The 17851-nt window shown below is 72.5% G+C and carries 13 protein-coding genes, 2 tRNA genes and 1 pseudogene; 13 read left to right on the top strand and 3 right to left on the bottom strand.

Annotation, left to right across the window (positions count from 1 at the left end; translation table 11 throughout):
• The first annotated feature begins 1 nt into the window (after window position 1).
• From ACIP5W_RS10240 to ACIP5W_RS10225, 4 genes are all read left to right on the top strand, one after another.
• A complete protein-coding gene (locus tag ACIP5W_RS10240) occupies window positions 2-1729 on the top strand; it encodes a LytR C-terminal domain-containing protein (RefSeq protein WP_401469624.1) in 1728 nt (575 codons plus the stop codon).
• Window positions 1730-1856: 127 nt separating this feature from the next.
• Window positions 1857-2300: a ribosome silencing factor gene (gene rsfS / locus ACIP5W_RS10235; protein ID WP_401469621.1), complete on the top strand. Its 444-nt coding sequence runs from the start codon at window positions 1857-1859 to the stop codon at window positions 2298-2300.
• Window positions 2297-2977 carry a histidine phosphatase family protein gene (locus ACIP5W_RS10230; protein ID WP_401469618.1) on the top strand — a complete coding sequence of 227 codons (681 nt, stop codon included), beginning with the start codon at window positions 2297-2299 and terminating at the stop codon, window positions 2975-2977. The genes rsfS and ACIP5W_RS10230 overlap by 4 nt, the downstream gene beginning before the upstream one ends.
• Before the next feature lie 93 nt (window positions 2978-3070).
• Window positions 3071-3143 (top strand) — tRNA-Ala (locus tag ACIP5W_RS10225).
• A gap of 71 nt (window positions 3144-3214) precedes the next feature.
• On the opposite strand, the gene ACIP5W_RS10220 is transcribed toward ACIP5W_RS10225, so the two are convergent.
• Entirely contained in the window at window positions 3215-3427 is a 213-nt protein-coding gene (locus tag ACIP5W_RS10220; RefSeq protein ID WP_401469615.1) for a hypothetical protein, read from the bottom strand.
• Between the two features lie 18 nt (window positions 3428-3445).
• Here ACIP5W_RS10220 and ACIP5W_RS10215 point away from each other — a divergent pair.
• The 4 genes and pseudogenes from ACIP5W_RS10215 to ACIP5W_RS10200 form a co-directional block, all read left to right on the top strand.
• Window positions 3446-4778, top strand: a pseudogene (locus ACIP5W_RS10215) (MFS transporter); the annotation flags it as partial.
• Window positions 4779-4847: 69 nt separating this feature from the next.
• The gene (locus ACIP5W_RS10210) at window positions 4848-5021 is read left to right on the top strand and encodes a hypothetical protein (protein WP_366057480.1); all 174 of its coding nucleotides are present in this window, start codon (window positions 4848-4850) and stop codon (window positions 5019-5021) included.
• A gap of 3 nt (window positions 5022-5024) precedes the next feature.
• Window positions 5025-5258, top strand: a complete 234-nt coding sequence (locus ACIP5W_RS10205; RefSeq protein ID WP_003976229.1) for a hypothetical protein — start codon at window positions 5025-5027, stop codon at window positions 5256-5258.
• A 106-nt stretch (window positions 5259-5364) separates the two neighbouring features.
• Window positions 5365-5437, top strand: a tRNA-Ala gene (locus ACIP5W_RS10200).
• Window positions 5438-5579: 142 nt separating this feature from the next.
• Here the strand turns inward: ACIP5W_RS10200 and ACIP5W_RS10195 are convergent.
• Together ACIP5W_RS10195 and ACIP5W_RS10190 are read right to left on the bottom strand one after the other, a co-directional pair.
• Window positions 5580-7190 carry an NADH-ubiquinone oxidoreductase-F iron-sulfur binding region domain-containing protein gene (locus ACIP5W_RS10195; protein ID WP_401469612.1) on the bottom strand — a complete coding sequence of 537 codons (1611 nt, stop codon included), beginning with the start codon at window positions 7188-7190 and terminating at the stop codon, window positions 5580-5582.
• The gene (locus tag ACIP5W_RS10190) at window positions 7187-8479 is read right to left on the bottom strand and encodes a cytochrome b/b6 domain-containing protein (RefSeq protein WP_401469609.1); all 1293 of its coding nucleotides are present in this window, start codon (window positions 8477-8479) and stop codon (window positions 7187-7189) included. The genes ACIP5W_RS10195 and ACIP5W_RS10190 overlap by 4 nt, the downstream gene beginning before the upstream one ends.
• A gap of 412 nt (window positions 8480-8891) precedes the next feature.
• Between ACIP5W_RS10190 and leuS the strand changes: the two genes are divergently transcribed.
• From leuS to ACIP5W_RS10165, 5 genes are all read left to right on the top strand, one after another.
• Window positions 8892-11768, top strand: a complete 2877-nt coding sequence (gene leuS / locus ACIP5W_RS10185) for a leucine--tRNA ligase (RefSeq protein ID WP_401469606.1) — start codon at window positions 8892-8894, stop codon at window positions 11766-11768.
• A 228-nt stretch (window positions 11769-11996) separates the two neighbouring features.
• Window positions 11997-12740, top strand: coding sequence for a hypothetical protein (locus ACIP5W_RS10180; RefSeq protein ID WP_401469603.1), 744 nt, complete (start codon window positions 11997-11999; stop codon window positions 12738-12740).
• A gap of 93 nt (window positions 12741-12833) precedes the next feature.
• Window positions 12834-13679, top strand: a complete 846-nt coding sequence (locus ACIP5W_RS10175; protein WP_401469600.1) for a DegV family protein — start codon at window positions 12834-12836, stop codon at window positions 13677-13679.
• Window positions 13680-13849: 170 nt separating this feature from the next.
• Window positions 13850-14875, top strand: a complete 1026-nt coding sequence (locus ACIP5W_RS10170) for a helix-hairpin-helix domain-containing protein (RefSeq protein WP_401469597.1) — start codon at window positions 13850-13852, stop codon at window positions 14873-14875.
• A gap of 188 nt (window positions 14876-15063) precedes the next feature.
• On the top strand, window positions 15064-17850 hold the full coding sequence (locus ACIP5W_RS10165) for a ComEC/Rec2 family competence protein (protein WP_401469594.1): 2787 nt from the start codon (window positions 15064-15066) through the stop codon (window positions 17848-17850).
• Window position 17851 lies beyond the last annotated feature (1 nt).

The raw sequence follows: 17851 nt of genomic DNA, 5'->3' as shown, positions 1-17851 counted from the left end.
GGTGAACGACCGAAACGACGCGGGCTACGGGGAGACCCCGTACGAACTCGTCGGCTATGACGAGTACGGCCGGCCGGTGTACCGGCAGGTCCCGCCGCAGCAGACCTACGACCCGTACGGACAGCAGCAGGGCTACGGCTACGACCCGTACGCCCAGGGCGAGGGACGGCAACCGGCCTACGACCCGTACGACACCGGTCAGCAGCCGACCGGGCCCGCCTACGACCCGTACGACACCGGCCGGCAGGCCCCCGTCCACGACCCCTACGGCAGCGGCACGCGCACGCAGCAGGCAGGCGGGACCGCGGCCCCGTACGACCCCTACGGGCAGACGGCCGCCGGCGGGCAGCAGCCGCGGGCCGCCGAGCAGACCGCCTACATCCCCCAGCAGGCCGGACCGGCGGAGGCCGAGGAGGAGCAGGACGCCTCCGAACAGCCCCAACGGGACTACCACACGGAGCAGTTCGCGTTCGTCGAAGATCCCGACGGGGACTCCGAGGACGTCATCGACTGGCTGAACTTCACCGAGAACCGCACCGAGCGCCGCGAGGAGGCCAAGCGCCGCGCCCGCAGCCGCCTGGTCGCCCTGGCCGTCGTCCTGGCGCTGACCGCGGTCGGCGGAGTGGGCTACCTCTGGTACGCCGGGAAACTGCCCGGCCTGTCGTCGTCCGACGGCTCCAAGGCCGGCACCACGACCGCCCCCGCCGCCCAGAAGCGCGACGTGATCGTGGTCCACCTGCACGACACCGCCCGGGGCGGCACCTCCACGGTCCTGCTGGTCGACAACACCACCACCGAGCAGGGCACCACCGTCCTGCTGCCCAACTCCCTCGTCGTCACCACCGACGACGGCACCACGACGACCCTCGCGAAGTCCGTCGACGGCGACGGCTCCGCAGGGACGCGCGAGTCGCTGGACACCGTCCTCGGCACCGAGATCCAGGGCACCTGGCGGCTGGACACCCCCTACCTGCAGAACCTCGTCGACCTCGTCGGCAACATCGAGGTGGACACCGACACAGCAGTGCCGGACCCGGCCGCCAAGAACAAGGGCCAGGCCCCGCTCGTCAGCAAGGGCGAGGGCCAGACCCTCAGCGGCAAGATGGCCGTCGCCTACGCCACCTACCGCGCCGAGGGCGAGGCCCAGAACGCCCAGCTGGAGCGGTTCGGCCAGGTCATGCAGGCCGTACTGCGCAAGGTGTCCTCCGACCCGCAGGGCGCCACCGTCACCGTGCAGACCCTGGCGCAGATCCTCGACCCCTCGCTGACCGACAAGGACCTCGGCGCCTTCCTCGCCGCCCTCGCCGACCTCGCCAAGGGCGGCGACTACAAGACCGCCCTGCTGCCCGTGCAGGCCGACGGCACGCTCAGTGCCGAGGCCAGTGCCGGCGTGGTCAAGGACGTCCTCGGCGGAACCGCGAAGAGCCCCGACAAGGACGCGGCGGTCAGCGTCTCCGTGCAGAACGCCGACGGGTCCAAGGCCACCACGGAGGACGCGCGCGTGGCCCTCCTCAACGGCGGCTTCACCTTCCTGGACGGCGGCACGGCCCCGGGCGGCACCGCGTCCACGTCCAAGGTGCTCTACGCGGACGCCGCCGACAAGGACAACGCCACCGAGGTCGCCAAGACCCTGGGCCTGCCCGGCACCGTCGTCGCGAAGGGCACGGTCCCCGCGAACGCGGACGTCACGGTCGTCCTCGGCAAGGACTACGAGCCCTCGTCGTCGTAGCCGGGCGGAACCGGGGCCCGCCACAGAGGCGGCCCCCGGTCACGCCGGGCCCGGTGTATTCACGTGGGGTGTCGTCGGCGGCCGTGAGACCCTTGAGGTCAAACGACCGCCGACGGAAAGCCACGCAGTGACCGCCACAGACCGCTCCATCGAGCTCATCCAAACCGCCGCCCAGGCGGCCGCCGACAAGCTCGCGCACGACATCATCGCCTACGACGTCAGCGACGTGCTGTCGATCACGGACGCCTTCCTGCTGGCCTCCGCTCCCAACGACCGCCAGGTCAAGTCGATCGTCGACGAGATCGAGGAGCGCCTGCAGAAGGAACTCGGCGCCAAGCCGGTCCGCCGCGAGGGCGACCGCGAGGCCCGCTGGGTCCTGCTCGACTACGTCGACATCGTCGTGCACGTCCAGCACAGCGAGGAGCGCGTCTTCTACGCCCTGGAGCGGCTGTGGAAGGACTGCCCCGAGCTGGACCTGCCCGCCGACGCCCGGGCCACCCGGGGCAAGGCCCAGGAACACGCCGAGCTGCAGGCTGCCCGGGACGCCGCCGAGCCGGGGGGTGACTGGTGACGACCCCACCTGGTGCCGAGGCCGCGGCCGGCCGGACGCCGGGCCGCGGCCGGCGCGTCATCCTCTGGCGGCACGGCCAGACCCTGTGGAACGTGGAACGCCGCTTCCAGGGCACCACGGACGTCCCGCTGACCGAGACCGGCGTGGCCCAGGCCCGCCGGTCCGCCAGGCTGCTGGCCTCGCTCAAACCCGACGCGATCATCGCCTCGGACCTCCGGCGGGCCGCGAACACGGCCGCCGAGCTGGCCGCGCTCACCGGCCTCGAGGTGACCCACGACGAGGCCCTGCGGGAGACGTACGCGGGCGTCTGGCAGGGACTGACGCACGAGGAGATCGTCTCCCGGTTCGGTGACGAGTACACCGCGTGGAAGCGCGGCGAGCCCGTCCGCCGCGGCGGCGGCGAACTCGAGACGGAGGTGGCCGACCGCTCCGCCCCCGTCGTGCTGCGGCACGCCGAGAAGCTGCCCGAGGACGGCACGCTCGTCGTCGTCAGCCACGGCGGCACGATCCGCACCACCATCGGCCGCCTGCTCGGCCTGGAGGCGCACGACTGGGAGAGCCTCGGCGGCCTCTCCAACTGCTGCTGGTCCGTCCTCGGCGAGGGCGCCCGCGGCTGGCGGCTCCTCGAGCACAACGCCGGCACCCTGCCGGAGCCGGTCCTCGGCGACGACGACTGAGCGCCTCGGGGCGGACCGGACCCGGATTTCACTTTCCGGCAGGTCGCAGGCTAAAGTTCTTCTTGTTCGCCCCGCCGAGCGGGAAGAACGCAAGGGGCTATAGCTCAGTTGGTAGAGCGCCTGCATGGCATGCAGGAGGTCAGGAGTTCAATTCTCCTTAGCTCCACTGATCGACACTCTGTGGAGTTGTCAAAGATCGGTTTCGGGAAGATCCCGTCCCTCAGGGGGCGGGATTTTTCATTGCCCGCGCAGCGCCTCCGCCCGCCGCGCCGTCTCCTCGTCCTCCGGCGTGCAGACCACGATGCGGCACTCCGGCATCCCGTCGATCGACAGCGACATGGACGTCATCCGCAGCTCGCCCGCCACGGGGTGCCGGAACACCTTCACGCGGCGGCCCGGCTCCGCCACGTCACCGGACCCCCACAGCCGCGCGAACAGCGGGCTCGCCACCGACAGGGCGCGTATGCCGCGGCCCCCGCGATCGGTTCCGACCCGAACGCCTCGGGGGCCGGCCTCCAACTGGTCGGGGCCGGCTACGCCATCACCCACTCCGTGCTGCTGATCACCGGCGCACGGCTCGGCGACCGGTTCGGTCACGGGCGGGTCCACCTCGCCGGGCTGGCCCTGTTCACCGCCGCCTCGCCGGCCTGCGGACCGGCGCGGGGCAGCACCGAACTCATCGTGTTCCGGCTGGTGCAGGGCGTCGGGTCGGCGGTGATGATCCCTCAGGTACTGAGCCTGATCCAGCGCACCTTCGGCGGCGAGGCCCGGGTCCGGGCGCTCGGCGCGTACGCGGCGGTCCTCGCCGTCGGCGCGGCGGCCGGCCAGGTCGTCGGCGGCCGGCCAGGTCGTCGGCGGTGTGCTGGTCGGCGCCGACCTGCTGGGCACCGGCCGGCGGCCGGTGTTCCTGGTGAACGTGCCGGTGGGCCTCTTCCTGCTGGCCGTCGGCGGGCGGGTCCTGCCGCGCGGCACCGGGCCGGGGCCGGAGCGGGCCCGCGGCCTGGACCTGCCCGGCCTGGTGCTGCTCGGCACGGCCGTCTCCCTGGTCACCGTGCCGCTCGTGCTCGGCCAGGAGGAGGGCTGGCCGTCGTGGTCCGTGCTCTCGCCGGCCGTCGGCGCGCTCCTGTTCGCCGTCTTCCGCGGCTACGGGTCCCGGCTCGCCCGGCGCGGCGGTGCCCCGCTGATCGCGCCCCGCGTGCTGCGCCACCCCGGCATGGGGCTCGCCGTGCTGCGCATTGCGGCCGTCATGGCGGTCAACTGCGGCTTCCTGTTCGTCCTCACCCTGCACGTCCAGGCGGGCCCGGGATACAGCGCGCTGCGCGCCGGTCTGACGTTCGCACCGACCGCGGTGGTCTTCGGCGTGGCCGGTCTGACCTGGCGCAGGTGGCCCGCAGCCTGGCAACGGGCGCTCACCCCGGCCGGGTTCACGCTCATCGCCGTCTCCATGACCGCGGTGGGCCTCGCCCTCAGGGGCGGTGGCCACGGGGGCGCGTGGCTGTATCCGGCGTACGCCGGAGTGGGAGCGGGACTCGCGCCGGCGTTCAGTCCCACGCTCACCCTGGCCCTGGCCGCCGTACGCCCCGAGGACGCGGCGGACGCCGGCGGGCTGCCGGCCACGGTCACGCAGCTCGGGCAGCTGGCCGGGGTCGCGGCCTTCGGCGCACTCTTCTTCGACCGGCTTGAGTCACTCGGGGGCCTGGCGGCGTATACCTCTTCGCAAGCGCTGCTCACGTGCACGTTCGCGCTTGCCGCGACGGCCGCGCTGGGTGCCGTGTCCGGACTGGTACTGAGGCGTCGCTGACCGTATCGGCCCGGCCGTGGCAGAATCAAACGGCCGGAAGGGGGCGCGGCCCGACGGGAGGGAGTTGCGATGCCTGCGAGCATCCTCGGAGAGGGCGGCCACCTCTCCGGAGCGGCGGTGACACGGGACACGGCCACCCGGCTCAGCTGCCCTTCCTGCGGTTCCGCCTTCGTGGCCCAGGTCCTCGGTGACAACGGCGGGATCTCCTACGTGTGCACGGCCTGCGGCCACAGCTGGAGCTGATCGATGGGTGCACACAGGCGAAAGTGCGACTGGTGCGGCAGTGGCACCCCGATCGTCCGCGACATGGAACCGGTCAATCCCGACTACCAGTACTGGTGCGAGGAATGCGCGCGGGCGCTGATCATAAAGGGCGACCCGATCGAGACCTATCGGGAGCTGGAGGGCGAGCCGATCTACGGGCGGCTCCTCGAAGAGCACTGCACGCTCAAGCGGTTCTACTCGTTCGTCACCGCCTGAAGCGTCATTCCGGGCGAACCGGGCAGAGCGGAAACGATTTGGTGGTGCACCCCCCGGACCGTGTAATGTTGGCGTCGCCGCCAGGGAAGCCCGGCGGACAAAGCAAGGGGCTATAGCTCAGTTGGTAGAGCGCCTGCATGGCATGCAGGAGGTCAGGAGTTCAATTCTCCTTAGCTCCACAGCGGATCCCGCCGGATCGAAAGAACCGGCGGGATCTTTTTGTGTTCTCACGCGCGCGTGCGGCGGGAAACGGGCCGAGGGGCCGCGCTCCGCCCGGCGGCCCCTCTCGGTGTCGCCGCGGCGACGGGCGCGCAGTGCCGATCAGCGGCCCAGGGCGCGGCGGCCGCGGCCCTGCGAGAGGACCGGAAGATTGCGGGAAGGCTCCTTCGCGCGTGTGTCCTCCTCGATGCGCAGGGCGAGCGCCGGGCAGCGGCGCACCGCGCGCAGCGCCTTCGCCTCCGCGTAACGCGGCACCTTGGCCTGCGCGACCGTCGGGAAGCCGTCGGCGCCGAGCTGGAAGACCTCCGGGAGGATGTCCGCGCACAGGCCGTGACCGCGGCACAGGGTCCAGTCCACGAAGATCTTCTGACGGCTGTCGCCGGCGTCCTCGGGCGCTCCGCCGGCCGAGATGCCCGCGGGGGCCATGCCGCCCTCGAAGAGCGGCAGAACGCCCTCCACGGGCCGTCCGCAGCCGTTGCCGAGGACATGGGCCGCGAGGTCGTCCGTGAACGCCTTGATGGTCGACTCCAGGAACATCGCGGAGCCGTCCGGGTGCGAGCAGGCGCCGCGCCGCTTGACGTTCTTGGCGACCTGCTTGAGCGCCTCCAGGGCGGCAGGGCCGCCGCCGTTGATGATGTCCTCCAAGCCGCGGGCGGCGGCCGGCAGGCCGAGGTAGCAGGGGCCGCACTGTCCCGCGCTCTCCTCGGCCAGCCACTGGGCGACGCGCAGCGACTCGCCGAGCGGGCAGGTCTCCTGGCTGATCGGCAGGATCGCCCCGGCGCCGAGCGCGCCGCCCACCGCGTCCAGGGAGTTGCGGGAGACGACCGCCTCGTTGACCGTCGCCGCATCGATCCACTTGCCGTGGTAACCGCCGGTCAGCACACCCTGCGGGACCGGCGGTGCGCCGGCCAGCTGCAGGACGTAGCGCAGCGGGACGCCCGTGGGGACCTCGATCACCATCGGGCGGGCGACCGCGCCGGAGACCGTCAGCATGACGGTGCCCGGCTCGTCGTACAGGCCGGTGTTGCCGTAGCGCTCGGGGCCGATGCGGGCGCCGATGGCCAGCTGGGCGAACGTCTCGGCGTTGGACAGCAGGGTCGGGGCGCCGCCGACGCCGTTCTGCGAGGCGCTGACCTTGCGGCCGGGCGGGATCGCCGGGCCGCCGTCGATGGAGCGGATCACGGACGCGGCCGCACCGGTGACCATGCGGATCGGGTTGCGCTGGACGAACGCCTTCAGCGCCGAGCGGCGGCCGTTGCTGAGGCCGCGCTCGGCCAGTGCGGCCTCCATGGAGCGCTGGGTCGATTCGCGGGTGACCGCCACCACGAGCGTGCGGGCGCCCAGTGCCTCCGCGACCAGCAGCGCGCCGTCCAGAATGAGGTGCGGGGCACGGTTGATCAGGACCGTGTCCTTGCGGCAGGCCGGTTCGTCCTCGCTGCCGTTGACGACGACGACCGGCCGGACGCCCCGTTTGATCGCCGCGTCGGCGACGGAACGCAGCTTCTTGTGGAAGGGGAAGCCCGCGCCGCCGCGGCCCTTGAGGTTGATGCGCTCCGAGAGCTGCGCGAGCTTCTCTCCGCCCATGGGTTCGAGCGGCCCGTGCACCTTCAGGTGCATGGGCAGGTCGAGTCTCTCGACAAGGTCGAAGCCCGACGTGAGCTGCGGAAGGCCGACCACGCGGACTTCCGGGACGTCGGGCAGGGCCTCGTTCACCTATAGCCTCCGGAAGGCGTGTTCCAAGGTTCGCCCGAACCCGGTGCGTCGAAGGACGCCCCGGGGGATGGTTCATCGGCGGGACCGCTGTTGTACGTGTCGTTCGGGTTGTACGCGTCATACCGGGTGTTTGTCTCACCGGTGTCGTACATGTCACTCCCGCCGTACCCGCCGGTGCCCGGATTGCCATAGACCGGGATGGTGAATCCCGTGTCCTGGAGGGGGTCGTAGACCGACTGCGGGGCCTCGCCGACCGGCGGGGGGGACGGGATCGGCCAGCTGCCGGAGGTGCTGCCGCCGCTGTCCACGCGCGGGACGGCCTCGGTGGCCTGCAGGTCGAACGGCAGGTCCATGCGCGCGGTCTGGCCGGACGCGAACGACTGCTCCGCGCGCGGGGGCGTGGAGACGGCGCGGTAGGCGGCCGCGAAGCCGTTCGCCGGCTCGGGCGCGGGGGTGTCGAACAGGGGCGACGACGGTGGCGTCCTGCGTCCGGAGCCCGCCGTGTCCGCTCCCCGGCCGGGGCGGCCCTCGTAGCCCGGCAGCGACTGGGACTCGGCCATCCGGGCCCGGCTCGCGTCCAGGGCGTCGCGGCCGGCCGGCTCGTCGGTGCCCAGGACCGCGGCGATGCGGTCGGCGACCTGTCGCTTGACGGGGCGCGGTGCGGAGCGCAGGGCGAGGGCGGCCATGACGCCCAGCAGGCACAGGCTGTAGAGGATGGTGAAGATCGGCTTGGCCGCGCGACCCGCGTAGAGTCCGTGGATCAGCGCGGCGCACCAGGCCGGGTAGGCCAGCATGTGCATGGCCCGCCAGCGGGCGGCCACCGGGGCGGGCGAGGCGAACCGGCTGCGCAGCGCGCCGGTGATGCCCACGAAGATCATCAGCAGTCCGGCCAGCGAGCCGAGGCCGATCAGGCCGGCGGCTCCGGTGACGCCGAGCGAGAACGGGATGATCGCGGCGATGAACTGGGTGTGGTCCAGCGCGATCTTCGTGGTGATGTGCAGCAGCAGGAACGCGATCGAGGCGACCGCCGTCGTCCGGTGCACGGCCTGGCCGATGAGTCGCTGGCGCGTGTTGAGGAAGATCCGGTCCTGGGCGACCAGGCCCCAGATCACCGAGCAGCTGAGCGAGACGAGGGACAGCACGCCCGCGCCGAAGTTCAGGAACGCGCGGAACTGGTCGCCTCCGACCAGCACGACCACGGGTATGAGGATCAGGACGACGGCGGACGCCACCCCGTAGGCCGACCGGCCCGGCTGGGGGAGCGAGCTGTTACTACGAAGAGGGTTCATGGGGGCAACTCCGAGCAGTTCGGGAAAGCGGTCCCGATGCCGAACTCTAAGTGGGCGCCATACCGATGGGTACGAGGTTTGGGTTGTTGCGTTGTTATCAAAGGACAATGTGGCCACGACGATGTCCCTTAGTGGCTGTTACGCGAAGTAATCCCTGACCTTGGTTCAGTTGCGGCGTGGTGCGTACGTGTCGACCAGGCATACGCAAGCGCGTCGCGGCTTGCTCAAGCCCTGCGGTACTCTGATGCCATGCGTGCCGTACGCCTTCTGCTTAGCGAGCCGCGCTGATCAGTCCCGAACGCCGGAGAACCGGACGGTTCGGAATCGGCGCGGCGTCCCCTCCTGTGCGAGGGGATTTTTCGTTTCCCGAGTGGCAGCCGCTGGCAGAGACGATCGATGGAGCTTTGAGGACATGAGCGAGACGAACCCCGCTGCCACCGCCGAGGTGGCCGCGCCGCACCGGTACACGGCCGCCATGGCAGCCGACATCGAGGCACGCTGGCAGGACGTCTGGGACGCCGACGGCACGTACGCGGCACCGAACCCGAAGGGTGACCTGGCGGGCGACCCCGCGGTCGTCGCCCGGCCCAAGAAGTTCATCATGGACATGTTCCCGTACCCCTCGGGTGCGGGCCTGCACGTCGGCCACCCCCTGGGCTACATCGCGACCGACGTCTTCGCCCGCTACCAGCGGATGACCGGCCACAACGTCCTGCACACCCTCGGCTTCGACGCCTTCGGCCTGCCCGCCGAGCAGCACGCCGTGCAGACCGGCGAGCACCCCCGGATCACCACCGAAGCCGCCATCGGCAACATGAAGTCCCAGCTGCGCAGGCTGGGCCTGGGCCACGACAAGCGCCGGTCGTTCGCCACGATCGACCCGGACTACTACAAGTGGACCCAGTGGATCTTCCTGCAGATCTTCAACTCCTGGTACGACGACGAGGCGAAGAAGGCCCGCCCGATCGCCGAGCTGGTCGCCCGGTTCGAGTCCGGTGAGCGAGGCGTGCCCGGCGGCCGCTCCTGGGACGAGCTGAGCGAGGTGGAGCGCGCGGACGTCCTGAGCGAGTACCGCCTGGCCTACGCCTCCGACGCGCCCGTCAACTGGTGCCCGGGCCTGGGCACCGTGCTGGCCAACGAGGAAGTCACCGCCGACGGCCGCTCCGAGCGCGGCAACTACCCGGTCTTCAAGGCCAAGCTGCGCCAGTGGAACATGCGCATCACCGCCTACGCCGACCGGCTGCTCGACGACCTGGACGCGCTGGACTGGCCCGAGGCCATCAAGCTCCAGCAGCGCAACTGGATCGGCCGCTCCGAGGGCGCCCGCGTCGACTTCCCGATCGACGGCGAGCGCATCACCGTCTTCACCACGCGCCCCGACACCCTGTTCGGCGCGACCTACATGGTGCTGGCCCCCGAGCACCCGCTGGTCGAGAAGTTCACCCCGGACACCTGGCCCGAGGGCACGCACGACGTGTGGACCGCAGGCCACGCGACCCCGACCGACGCCGTCGCCGCGTACCGCGCGCAGGCCGCCTCCAAGTCCGACGTCGAGCGTCAGGCCGAGGCCAAGGACAAGACCGGCGTCTTCATCGGCGCGTACGCGACCAACCCGGTCAACGGCGAGCGGATCCCCGTCTTCATCGCCGACTACGTCCTGATGGGCTACGGCACCGGCGCGATCATGGCCGTCCCGGCCGGCGACCAGCGTGACTTCGAGTTCGCGCGCGCCTTCGAGCTGCCGATCCGGTGCATCGTCGAGCCCACCGACGGGCGCGGCACCGACACCTCGACGTGGGAGGACGCCTTCGCCTCCTACGACGCGAGGATCGTCAACTCGTCGAACGACCGGATCTCCCTGGACGGCCTGGGCGTCGCCGAGGCCAAGGAGCGCATCACCGAGTGGCTGGAGCGGTCCGGCGTCGGCGCGGGCACGGTCAACTTCCGCCTGCGCGACTGGCTGTTCAGCCGTCAGCGCTACTGGGGCGAGCCCTTCCCGATCGTCTACGACGAGGACGGCATCGCCCACGCGCTGCCCGAGTCGATGCTGCCGCTGGAGCTGCCCGAGGTCGAGGACTACTCGCCCCGCACCTTCGACCCGGACGACGCCGACACCCAGCCCGAGACGCCGCTGTCGCGCAACGAGGACTGGGTCGACGTCACCCTGGACCTGGGCGACGGCCGCGGCCCGCGCAAGTACCGCCGTGAGACCAACACCATGCCCAACTGGGCCGGTTCCTGCTGGTACGAACTGCGCTACCTGGATCCGCACAACTCCGAGAAGCTGGTCGACCCCGAGATCGAGCAGTACTGGATGGGCCCGCGCGCGGGGCAGCCGCACGGCGGGGTCGACCTGTACGTCGGCGGTGCCGAGCACGCCGTGCTGCACCTGCTGTACGCCCGCTTCTGGTCCAAGGTCCTGTTCGACCTGGGGCACGTCTCGTCCGCGGAGCCGTTCCACAAGCTGTTCAACCAGGGCATGATCCAGGCCTACGTCTACCGTGACAGCCGCGGCATCGCCGTACCGGCCGCCGAGGTGGAGGAGCGCGACGGGGCGTACTACCACCAGGGAGAGAAGGTCTCCCGGCTGCTGGGCAAGATGGGCAAGTCCCTGAAGAACGCGGTCACTCCGGACGAGATCTGCGCCGAGTACGGCGCCGACACCCTGCGCCTGTACGAGATGGCGATGGGCCCGCTGGACGTCTCGCGGCCGTGGGACACGCGCGCGGTGGTGGGCCAGTTCCGGCTGCTCCAGCGGCTGTGGCGCAATGTCGTGGACGAGGCGACCGGTGAGATCACCGTCGTCGACACCGAGCCGGACGAGGACACCCTGCGTGCCCTGCACAAGGCCATCGACGGTGTGCGCCAGGACCTGGAGGGCATGCGCTTCAACACCGCCATCGCCAAGGTCACCGAGCTGAACAACCATCTGACCAAGGCGGGCGGCCCGCTGTCGCGCAGCGTCGCCGAGGCCCTGGTGCTGCTGGTCGCGCCGCTGGCCCCGCACATCGCCGAGGAGCTGTGGCGCAAACTGGGCCACACCGACTCCGTCGTCCACCAGGACTTCCCCGTGGCCGACCCGGCGTACGTCGTGGACGAGACCGTGACCTGCGTGGTGCAGATCAAGGGCAAGGTCAAGGCGCGCCTGGAGGTGTCGCCGGCCATCTCCGACGAGGAGCTGGAGAAGGTGGCGCTGGCCGACGAGAACGTCGTCAACGCGCTGGGCGGCGCCGGGATCCGCAAGGTGATCGTGCGGGCGCCGAAGCTCGTCAACATCGTGCCGGCCTGACACACACACGGGTGAGTGCGGCCGGGGCCGGTGCCCGAGCGTCGCGGGGGGCGTGCGGCCGGGGCCGGTGTGCGGGGGCACCCCGTGCGTGCGGCTCCGGTCGGCGCTTGGCTCGGGGTAGTCCCCTACGGGCAGGTTCGGGGTTCTGGCGGAACTCCGAGCCTGCCCGTTGCGTTTACCGTTGAAGAGCGGCGCGCGGTGTGCCGTGTCGGACCGGAGGAGGAGCTCGTGGAAGCAGTGATCGCGATCTTTGCCCTGCTCTTCGTGCTCTTCCTGGCGGCGGGGGCCTACGCGACGGTGAAGGTCGTCGGTGCCGCCAAGCGCGGCGTCGACCGCACCATCACCCAGGCCCGCCGCACCGTCGAGGACCACACCCTGCGGGCCAAGTCCTTCGCCCAGCCCGGCCCGGCCGGCGAGATCGCCCAGCTCCGCCTCAAGCTGCGGACCTCCATGCGGGCCACCCAGGAGGCGCTTCAGGCCGGCGTCTGCGAGGACGAGTCCCTCAAGGAGTCCCTCGCCCTCTTCGCACGCCTCAGCGAGCACGGGCGCGAGCTGGACGGCGAACTCAAGCGACTGGAGTCCGAGCCCGACCGGACCACCCTCGCCCAGCGGCTGCCGTCGCTGCGCGAGCGCACCGGGCGGATCACGTCGTCGGCCGACTCGCTGCGCTGGGCCGCTCGCGACCGGGCCCACCGCTTCGCCGACGACGACCTGGACACCCTCCACGCACAGATCGACGTCGAGGCCGGTGCCCTGCGGCACTGGACCACCGCGGACGACCCGGCACCGGCACAGGCGTCCTCCTCCTGGCCCCAGGCACCTGCGGCCGACCACGCGTCCGGAGACCAGACCTGGTCGGACACGCCCGCCGCGCGTCCGGCGGAGACTCCCGCCCGGCCCGCCATCACCCCGCCGGGGCCGCGTCCCAGTTACCCCTGGCAGAAGAAGCCCCGGCCCGAGAGCACCACCTGAGCCGTCCGGCCCGGTACCCGATCCGGTCAACGGCCGACCGGCCGGGAGGGCCCGGACTCCCGTCCCGCGGATACGGCAGGTAACCTCCAGCTCATGTCCCGCCATGTCGCTATCGTCACGGATTCAACGGCCTACCTGCCGCAGCGGACGATGGAGCGCCATGGCATCACCGCGGTGCCCCTGACCGTGGTTCTCGGCGACCGGGCACTCGAAGAGGGCACCGAGATCTCGACCCGCTCCCTGGCCCTGGCACTGCAGAAGCGACGCTCCGTCACCACCTCGCGCCCCAGCCCCCAGGTCTTCGCGGAGACCTACCGCAGGGTCGCCGAGTCCGGCGCCACCGGCATCGTCTCCCTCCACCTGTCCGCCGAACTGTCGGGCACCCACGACGCGGCGGTCCTCGCGGCACGTGAGGCTCCGGTCCCGGTGCGGGTGGTGGACACCGGCATGATCGCGATGGCGCTCGGATTCTGCGCGCTCTCGGCGGCAGAGACGGCGGAAGCGGGCGGCACGGTGGACGAGGCGGTCGCCGCCGCGGAGAAACGCGCCTCCGGCACCTCCGCCTTCTTCTACGTCGACACCCTCGACTATCTGCGCCGTGGCGGCCGCATCGGCGCCGCCCAGGCCCTCTTCGGCTCCGCGCTCGCGGTGAAACCGCTGCTCCAGCTGGACGGGGGGCGCATCGAGCCCCTGGAGAAGGTGCGGACGGCGTCGAGGGCGATCGCCCGCCTCGAGGAACTGGCGGCCGACCGTGCGGGCGGCGCACGTGTGGACATCGCCGTCCACCACCTCGCGGCCCCCGACCGGGCGTCAGCCCTGGCGGACCGGCTGCGGGCGCGGGTGCCCGGTCTCGGGGAACTGCATGTGAGCGAGGTCGGTGCCGTGATCGGGGCGCACACCGGGCCCGGCTTGCTGGGAGTCGTGGTTTCGGCCCGGTGACGCGGGTCGGTGGTTCGGCTCGGTGGTTCGGCTCGTCCGGCTAGGGGTTCGGCTCGGCGAGGAGCCGTCGCCTCACTCCTGCGGGTGGCGGAGTTGTCCACAATGGGGTGGCTCTCCACGGGAATTGAGCAAGATCATCGCGGTTTCGTGAAGTGTCCCATTCTCGTGGCATGGCACTTCGATCACGCACACGGACGACCACTGCGACCAGTGGGCCCGGGCGCCGGCCCGGCTCCGACGGACGCGTCCGGCACCGACGGTCACCGGCACGCAGCCGGGTGGGAAACCGCCATGCCTCGGCTGAGGAGCTGCGCCGACGAGCAGAGCTGCTGTTCGGGGAACGGGACGGTGAGCGGGGGGAGTTGGGGATGGGACCGCCGCGGGACGGCGGCGGCCCGGGAAGCCTGCCCGGTGTGGTGGGGGAGGACGCTGCCGGGGCCGGGGGCGACGGCCCTGCGGTGGTCACTCGTGGGCCGGGGGACTGGCGGGCGCGGGCCGGGCTGGCTCTGCGGGAGCGGCTGCCGGTGTGGGCACAGGCGCGGTGCGGACTGGAACGCAGGAGCGTGTTCGCGCTGGCCGTCGTGGTGGTCGCCGTCGCCGTGTTCGCCGTCCAGCACTTCTGGACCGGCCGTGCGCAGCCCGTGCGTGCTCCCGAGGTGGTGCAGGCGGCCGCTCCCTACGGAGAGGACGAGCGGAGCGGGCCGGCCGAGCCCTCCGCTTCGGCCCCGGCGCCCGGTGGCGCGGGCACGGCGGGAGCGCAGATCGTGGTGGACGTCAGCGGCAAGGTCCGCGATCCCGGTATCCATCGCCTTCCGGCCGGCTCGCGCGTGGTCGACGCACTGGCCGCGGCCGGTGGGGTGCGGCCGGGCACGAACACCGACGGTCTGAACCGGGCGCGCTTCCTCGTGGACGGGGAGCAGGTCGTCGTCGGTGGACCGCCGGGGACCGGAGGCCAGGCGGCTGGAGCAGGGTCCGGAGGTGGCGCGGTGGGATCGGGACCGCCGGCCCCCGTCTCCCTCAGCACGGCCACCGCGGACCAGCTCGACACGCTGCCGGGAGTGGGGCCTGTGCTGGCGCAGCACATCGTGGACTACCGGACGCAGCACGGCGGTTTCCGATCGGTTGACGAACTGCGCGAGGTCAACGGCATCGGCGAGCGCCGCTTCTCCGACCTGCGGAACCTGGTGCGGCCATGAGGGAGGAGGAGACGACGGACGGCGGGGCCCGACGAGTGGATCCGGCGGGGGACGGGTGGGTGGCCTCGGCAGGGGCCGGGACGTTGGCTCGGACGTCGACTGGGACGGGGACTGCGGCGGGTGCGGGGGCCGGTGCAGGGACGGCGGCCGGGGCCGGGGCGGATGCTCCACCGCGTTCGCGTCGAGCGGTGCACGCCGCTTCCGGGAGCCGACTGGGGGCTTCGCACCCGCGACAGGAAGGACCGGTGGATCTGCGGCTCGTACCGCCCGCGCTCGCGGCCTGGGCCACAGCGGCATGGACGCTGGACGCCCCGCCCCGGCTGGTGGGTTGTGTCGTGCTCCTCTGCGTGATCGTGGCGGGGGTTCTCCTGGGCGGGTGGGGGAGAGGAGCTCGGGGAGCACCGCTGTCGGCCGGCGGTGGTGTGCCGGGCGGAAGGGGAGAGGCGACGCCGGTCAGCGGTGCGCGACCGTCGGGCGGTCCGGCGAACCGGTCGCTGGATGGTCCGGCGGACCGGTCCCCCGAAGGGGCGAGGGACCGGTCCGCCGAAGGGGCGAGGGACCGGTCCCGAGACGGGATGGGGGACGACTCGTCCACCGGCACGAGGCTGCGGTCGCCGGAAGGGCCGAGGAGCCGGTCGCCGTACAGGCCGGCGGGGTGGCCGGCGGACGCTCCTCGGTACGAGTGGTCGCGGATGAGCGGGGCCGCGGTGCTGCTCTGTGTGGCCGCGGCCGGCGTGTCCGCCGGGCTGCACGGGGCCGACCTGCGTCGCGGACCGGTGCCGGTGCTGGCGCGGGAGTACGCCACCGTCACCGCGGAGGTGGAACTGACCTCGGACCCGCGGCTGGTCCGGCCGAGGGTGCGGGGGGACCACGTGACCCCGGACTCCGTGCTGGTCGACGGGCAGGTGCGTTCGGTCGCGGCGGACGGGGCGGCGGGGGTGACGACCAGGGCGCCGGTGCTCCTGGTGGTGGACGTCCGGGACCGTGCGGGACCGGACGGCGGACGACCGGCGGTCGTCCGCCGGGGCGTACGACAGGCATGGCTCGGATTGCTGCCGTCCACCCGGGTGCGGGTGACCGGACGGCTGGCTCCCGCGCTGACGGGTGGAGACCGGATCGCTGCCGTGCTGCGGGTGCGGGACCGCGGTGCGCGCGCGGTTCCGGTGGTCGTGCGGAAGCCGTCGGCACCGCAACGCGCCGCGGGCCGGTTACGGGCGGGTCTGCGGGAAGCCACCGACGGGTTGCCGGCGGACGCGCGGGCGCTGCTGCCGGGGCTGGTCGTCGGGGACACCTCGCGGATCACGCCCGAGCTGGACGAGGCCTTCAAGGAGACGGACCTCGCCCACACCCTGGCCGTGTCCGGGAGCAACCTCACGATCATGCTCGCCCTCCTCCTGGGGCCGCCCGGTCTGGCCCAGCACGTCGAGCGTCGCGGCCTGGCACCCCGTCTGGGCATCCCGCTCCGGACGACCGCGCTGCTCGGCGGGGCGCTCACGCTCGGGTTCGTCGTCGTGTGCCGGCCCGACCCGAGTGTGCTGCGGGCGGCGGCCTGTGGCGCCGTCGTACTGCTCGCCCTGGCGACCGGTCGCCGCCGGTCCCTGATCCCGGCGCTGGCGACGGCGGTCCTGCTCCTGGTCCTGTACGACCCCTGGCTGGCCCGGAGTTACGGCTTCCTGCTGTCGGTGCTGGCCACGGGGGCCCTGCTGACGCTGGCGCCGCGCTGGAGCACCGCTCTGCGACGTCGCGGGCTTCCGCCGAGACTCGCGGAGGCGCTGGCGGCGGCGGGAGCCGCACAGGCCCTGTGCGCGCCGGTCGTGGCGGTGCTGTCGGCCCGGGTCAGCATGGTGGCGGTGCCGTGCAACCTCCTCGTGGAATTCGCGGTGGCACCGGCCACCGTGCTGGGGTTCACCACCCTGGCGACGGCGCCGTGGGCGATGCCGGCGGCGAAGGCGTCGGCCTGGTGCGCGAGTTGGCCGGCCGAATGGATCGCGGGTGTCGCGCGGACCGGGGCGGCGCTGCCCGGCGCGGGAGTGGACTGGCCCGGCGGCTGGGGCGGGGCGCTGCTGCTCGCCCTCGCCACCGCGGTGGCGCTGCCGCTGGGGAGGCGGCTGCTGCGGCGGCCGTGGCTGTGCGCGCTCTGCGCGGCGCTGCTCCTGCTCGCGGTGGTGCGGCCGTCTCCGCTGACCCGGGTGCTCACGGGCTGGCCACCGCCGGGATGGCGGCTGGCGATGTGCGATGTGGGCCAGGGCGACGCGACGGTGCTGGCGGCGGGCGAGGGTACCGGCGTGGTGGTGGACGCCGGCCCGGACCCGGCACTGGTCGACCGGTGTCTCGACCGGCTGGGCATCACCCGGATTCCGCTCGTCGTGCTGACCCACTTCCACGCAGATCACGTGGCGGGACTGCCCGGAGTGCTGCGGGGCCGGGCGGTGGGGGCGATCGAGACGACGGGGTTCGCGGAGCCGGTGGACCAGGTGGCGTTCGTCCGGAGGGAGGCCGAGGCCCGCAGGGTTCCCCTGGTGCGGGCGGTGGCGGGAGAGCGGCGGCGGCTCGGATCCCTCGACTGGGAGGTGCTGTGGCCGCCGGCCCGGCAGGTGCCGGAACCGGAGGGGCCGAACGACGCGAGCGTGACGCTGCTCGTTCGGTCGGCCGGGATACGGATGCTGCTGCTAGGCGACCTCGAGCCTTTGGGCCAGCAGGCGCTGGCACGATCGCCCGCGGCGGCCCGGTGGGGAGGGGTGGACGTGCTGAAGGTCGCCCATCACGGCTCGGCCTACCAGGACCCGGATCTCATACGCGCGGTGGCGCCCCGGCTGGCGTTGATCTCCGCGGGGGCGGACAACCCGTACGGCCATCCTGCACCCGGCACCGTCGCCGCTCTGCGGGCCACGGGCGCCGTGGTGCTGCGGACCGACAGGGACGGGGCGTTGGCCGTCGTGGGTACGGGCGGCCGACTGCGGGTGGCGCGAGACTGAG

Origin of the sequence: Streptomyces sp. NPDC088766, from assembly GCF_044750845.1 — a bacterium.
GTDB lineage: Bacteria > Actinomycetota > Actinomycetes > Streptomycetales > Streptomycetaceae > Streptomyces.
Note: the sequence above shows the minus strand (reverse complement) of the source record. Positions and strands in the feature narration are given on the sequence as shown.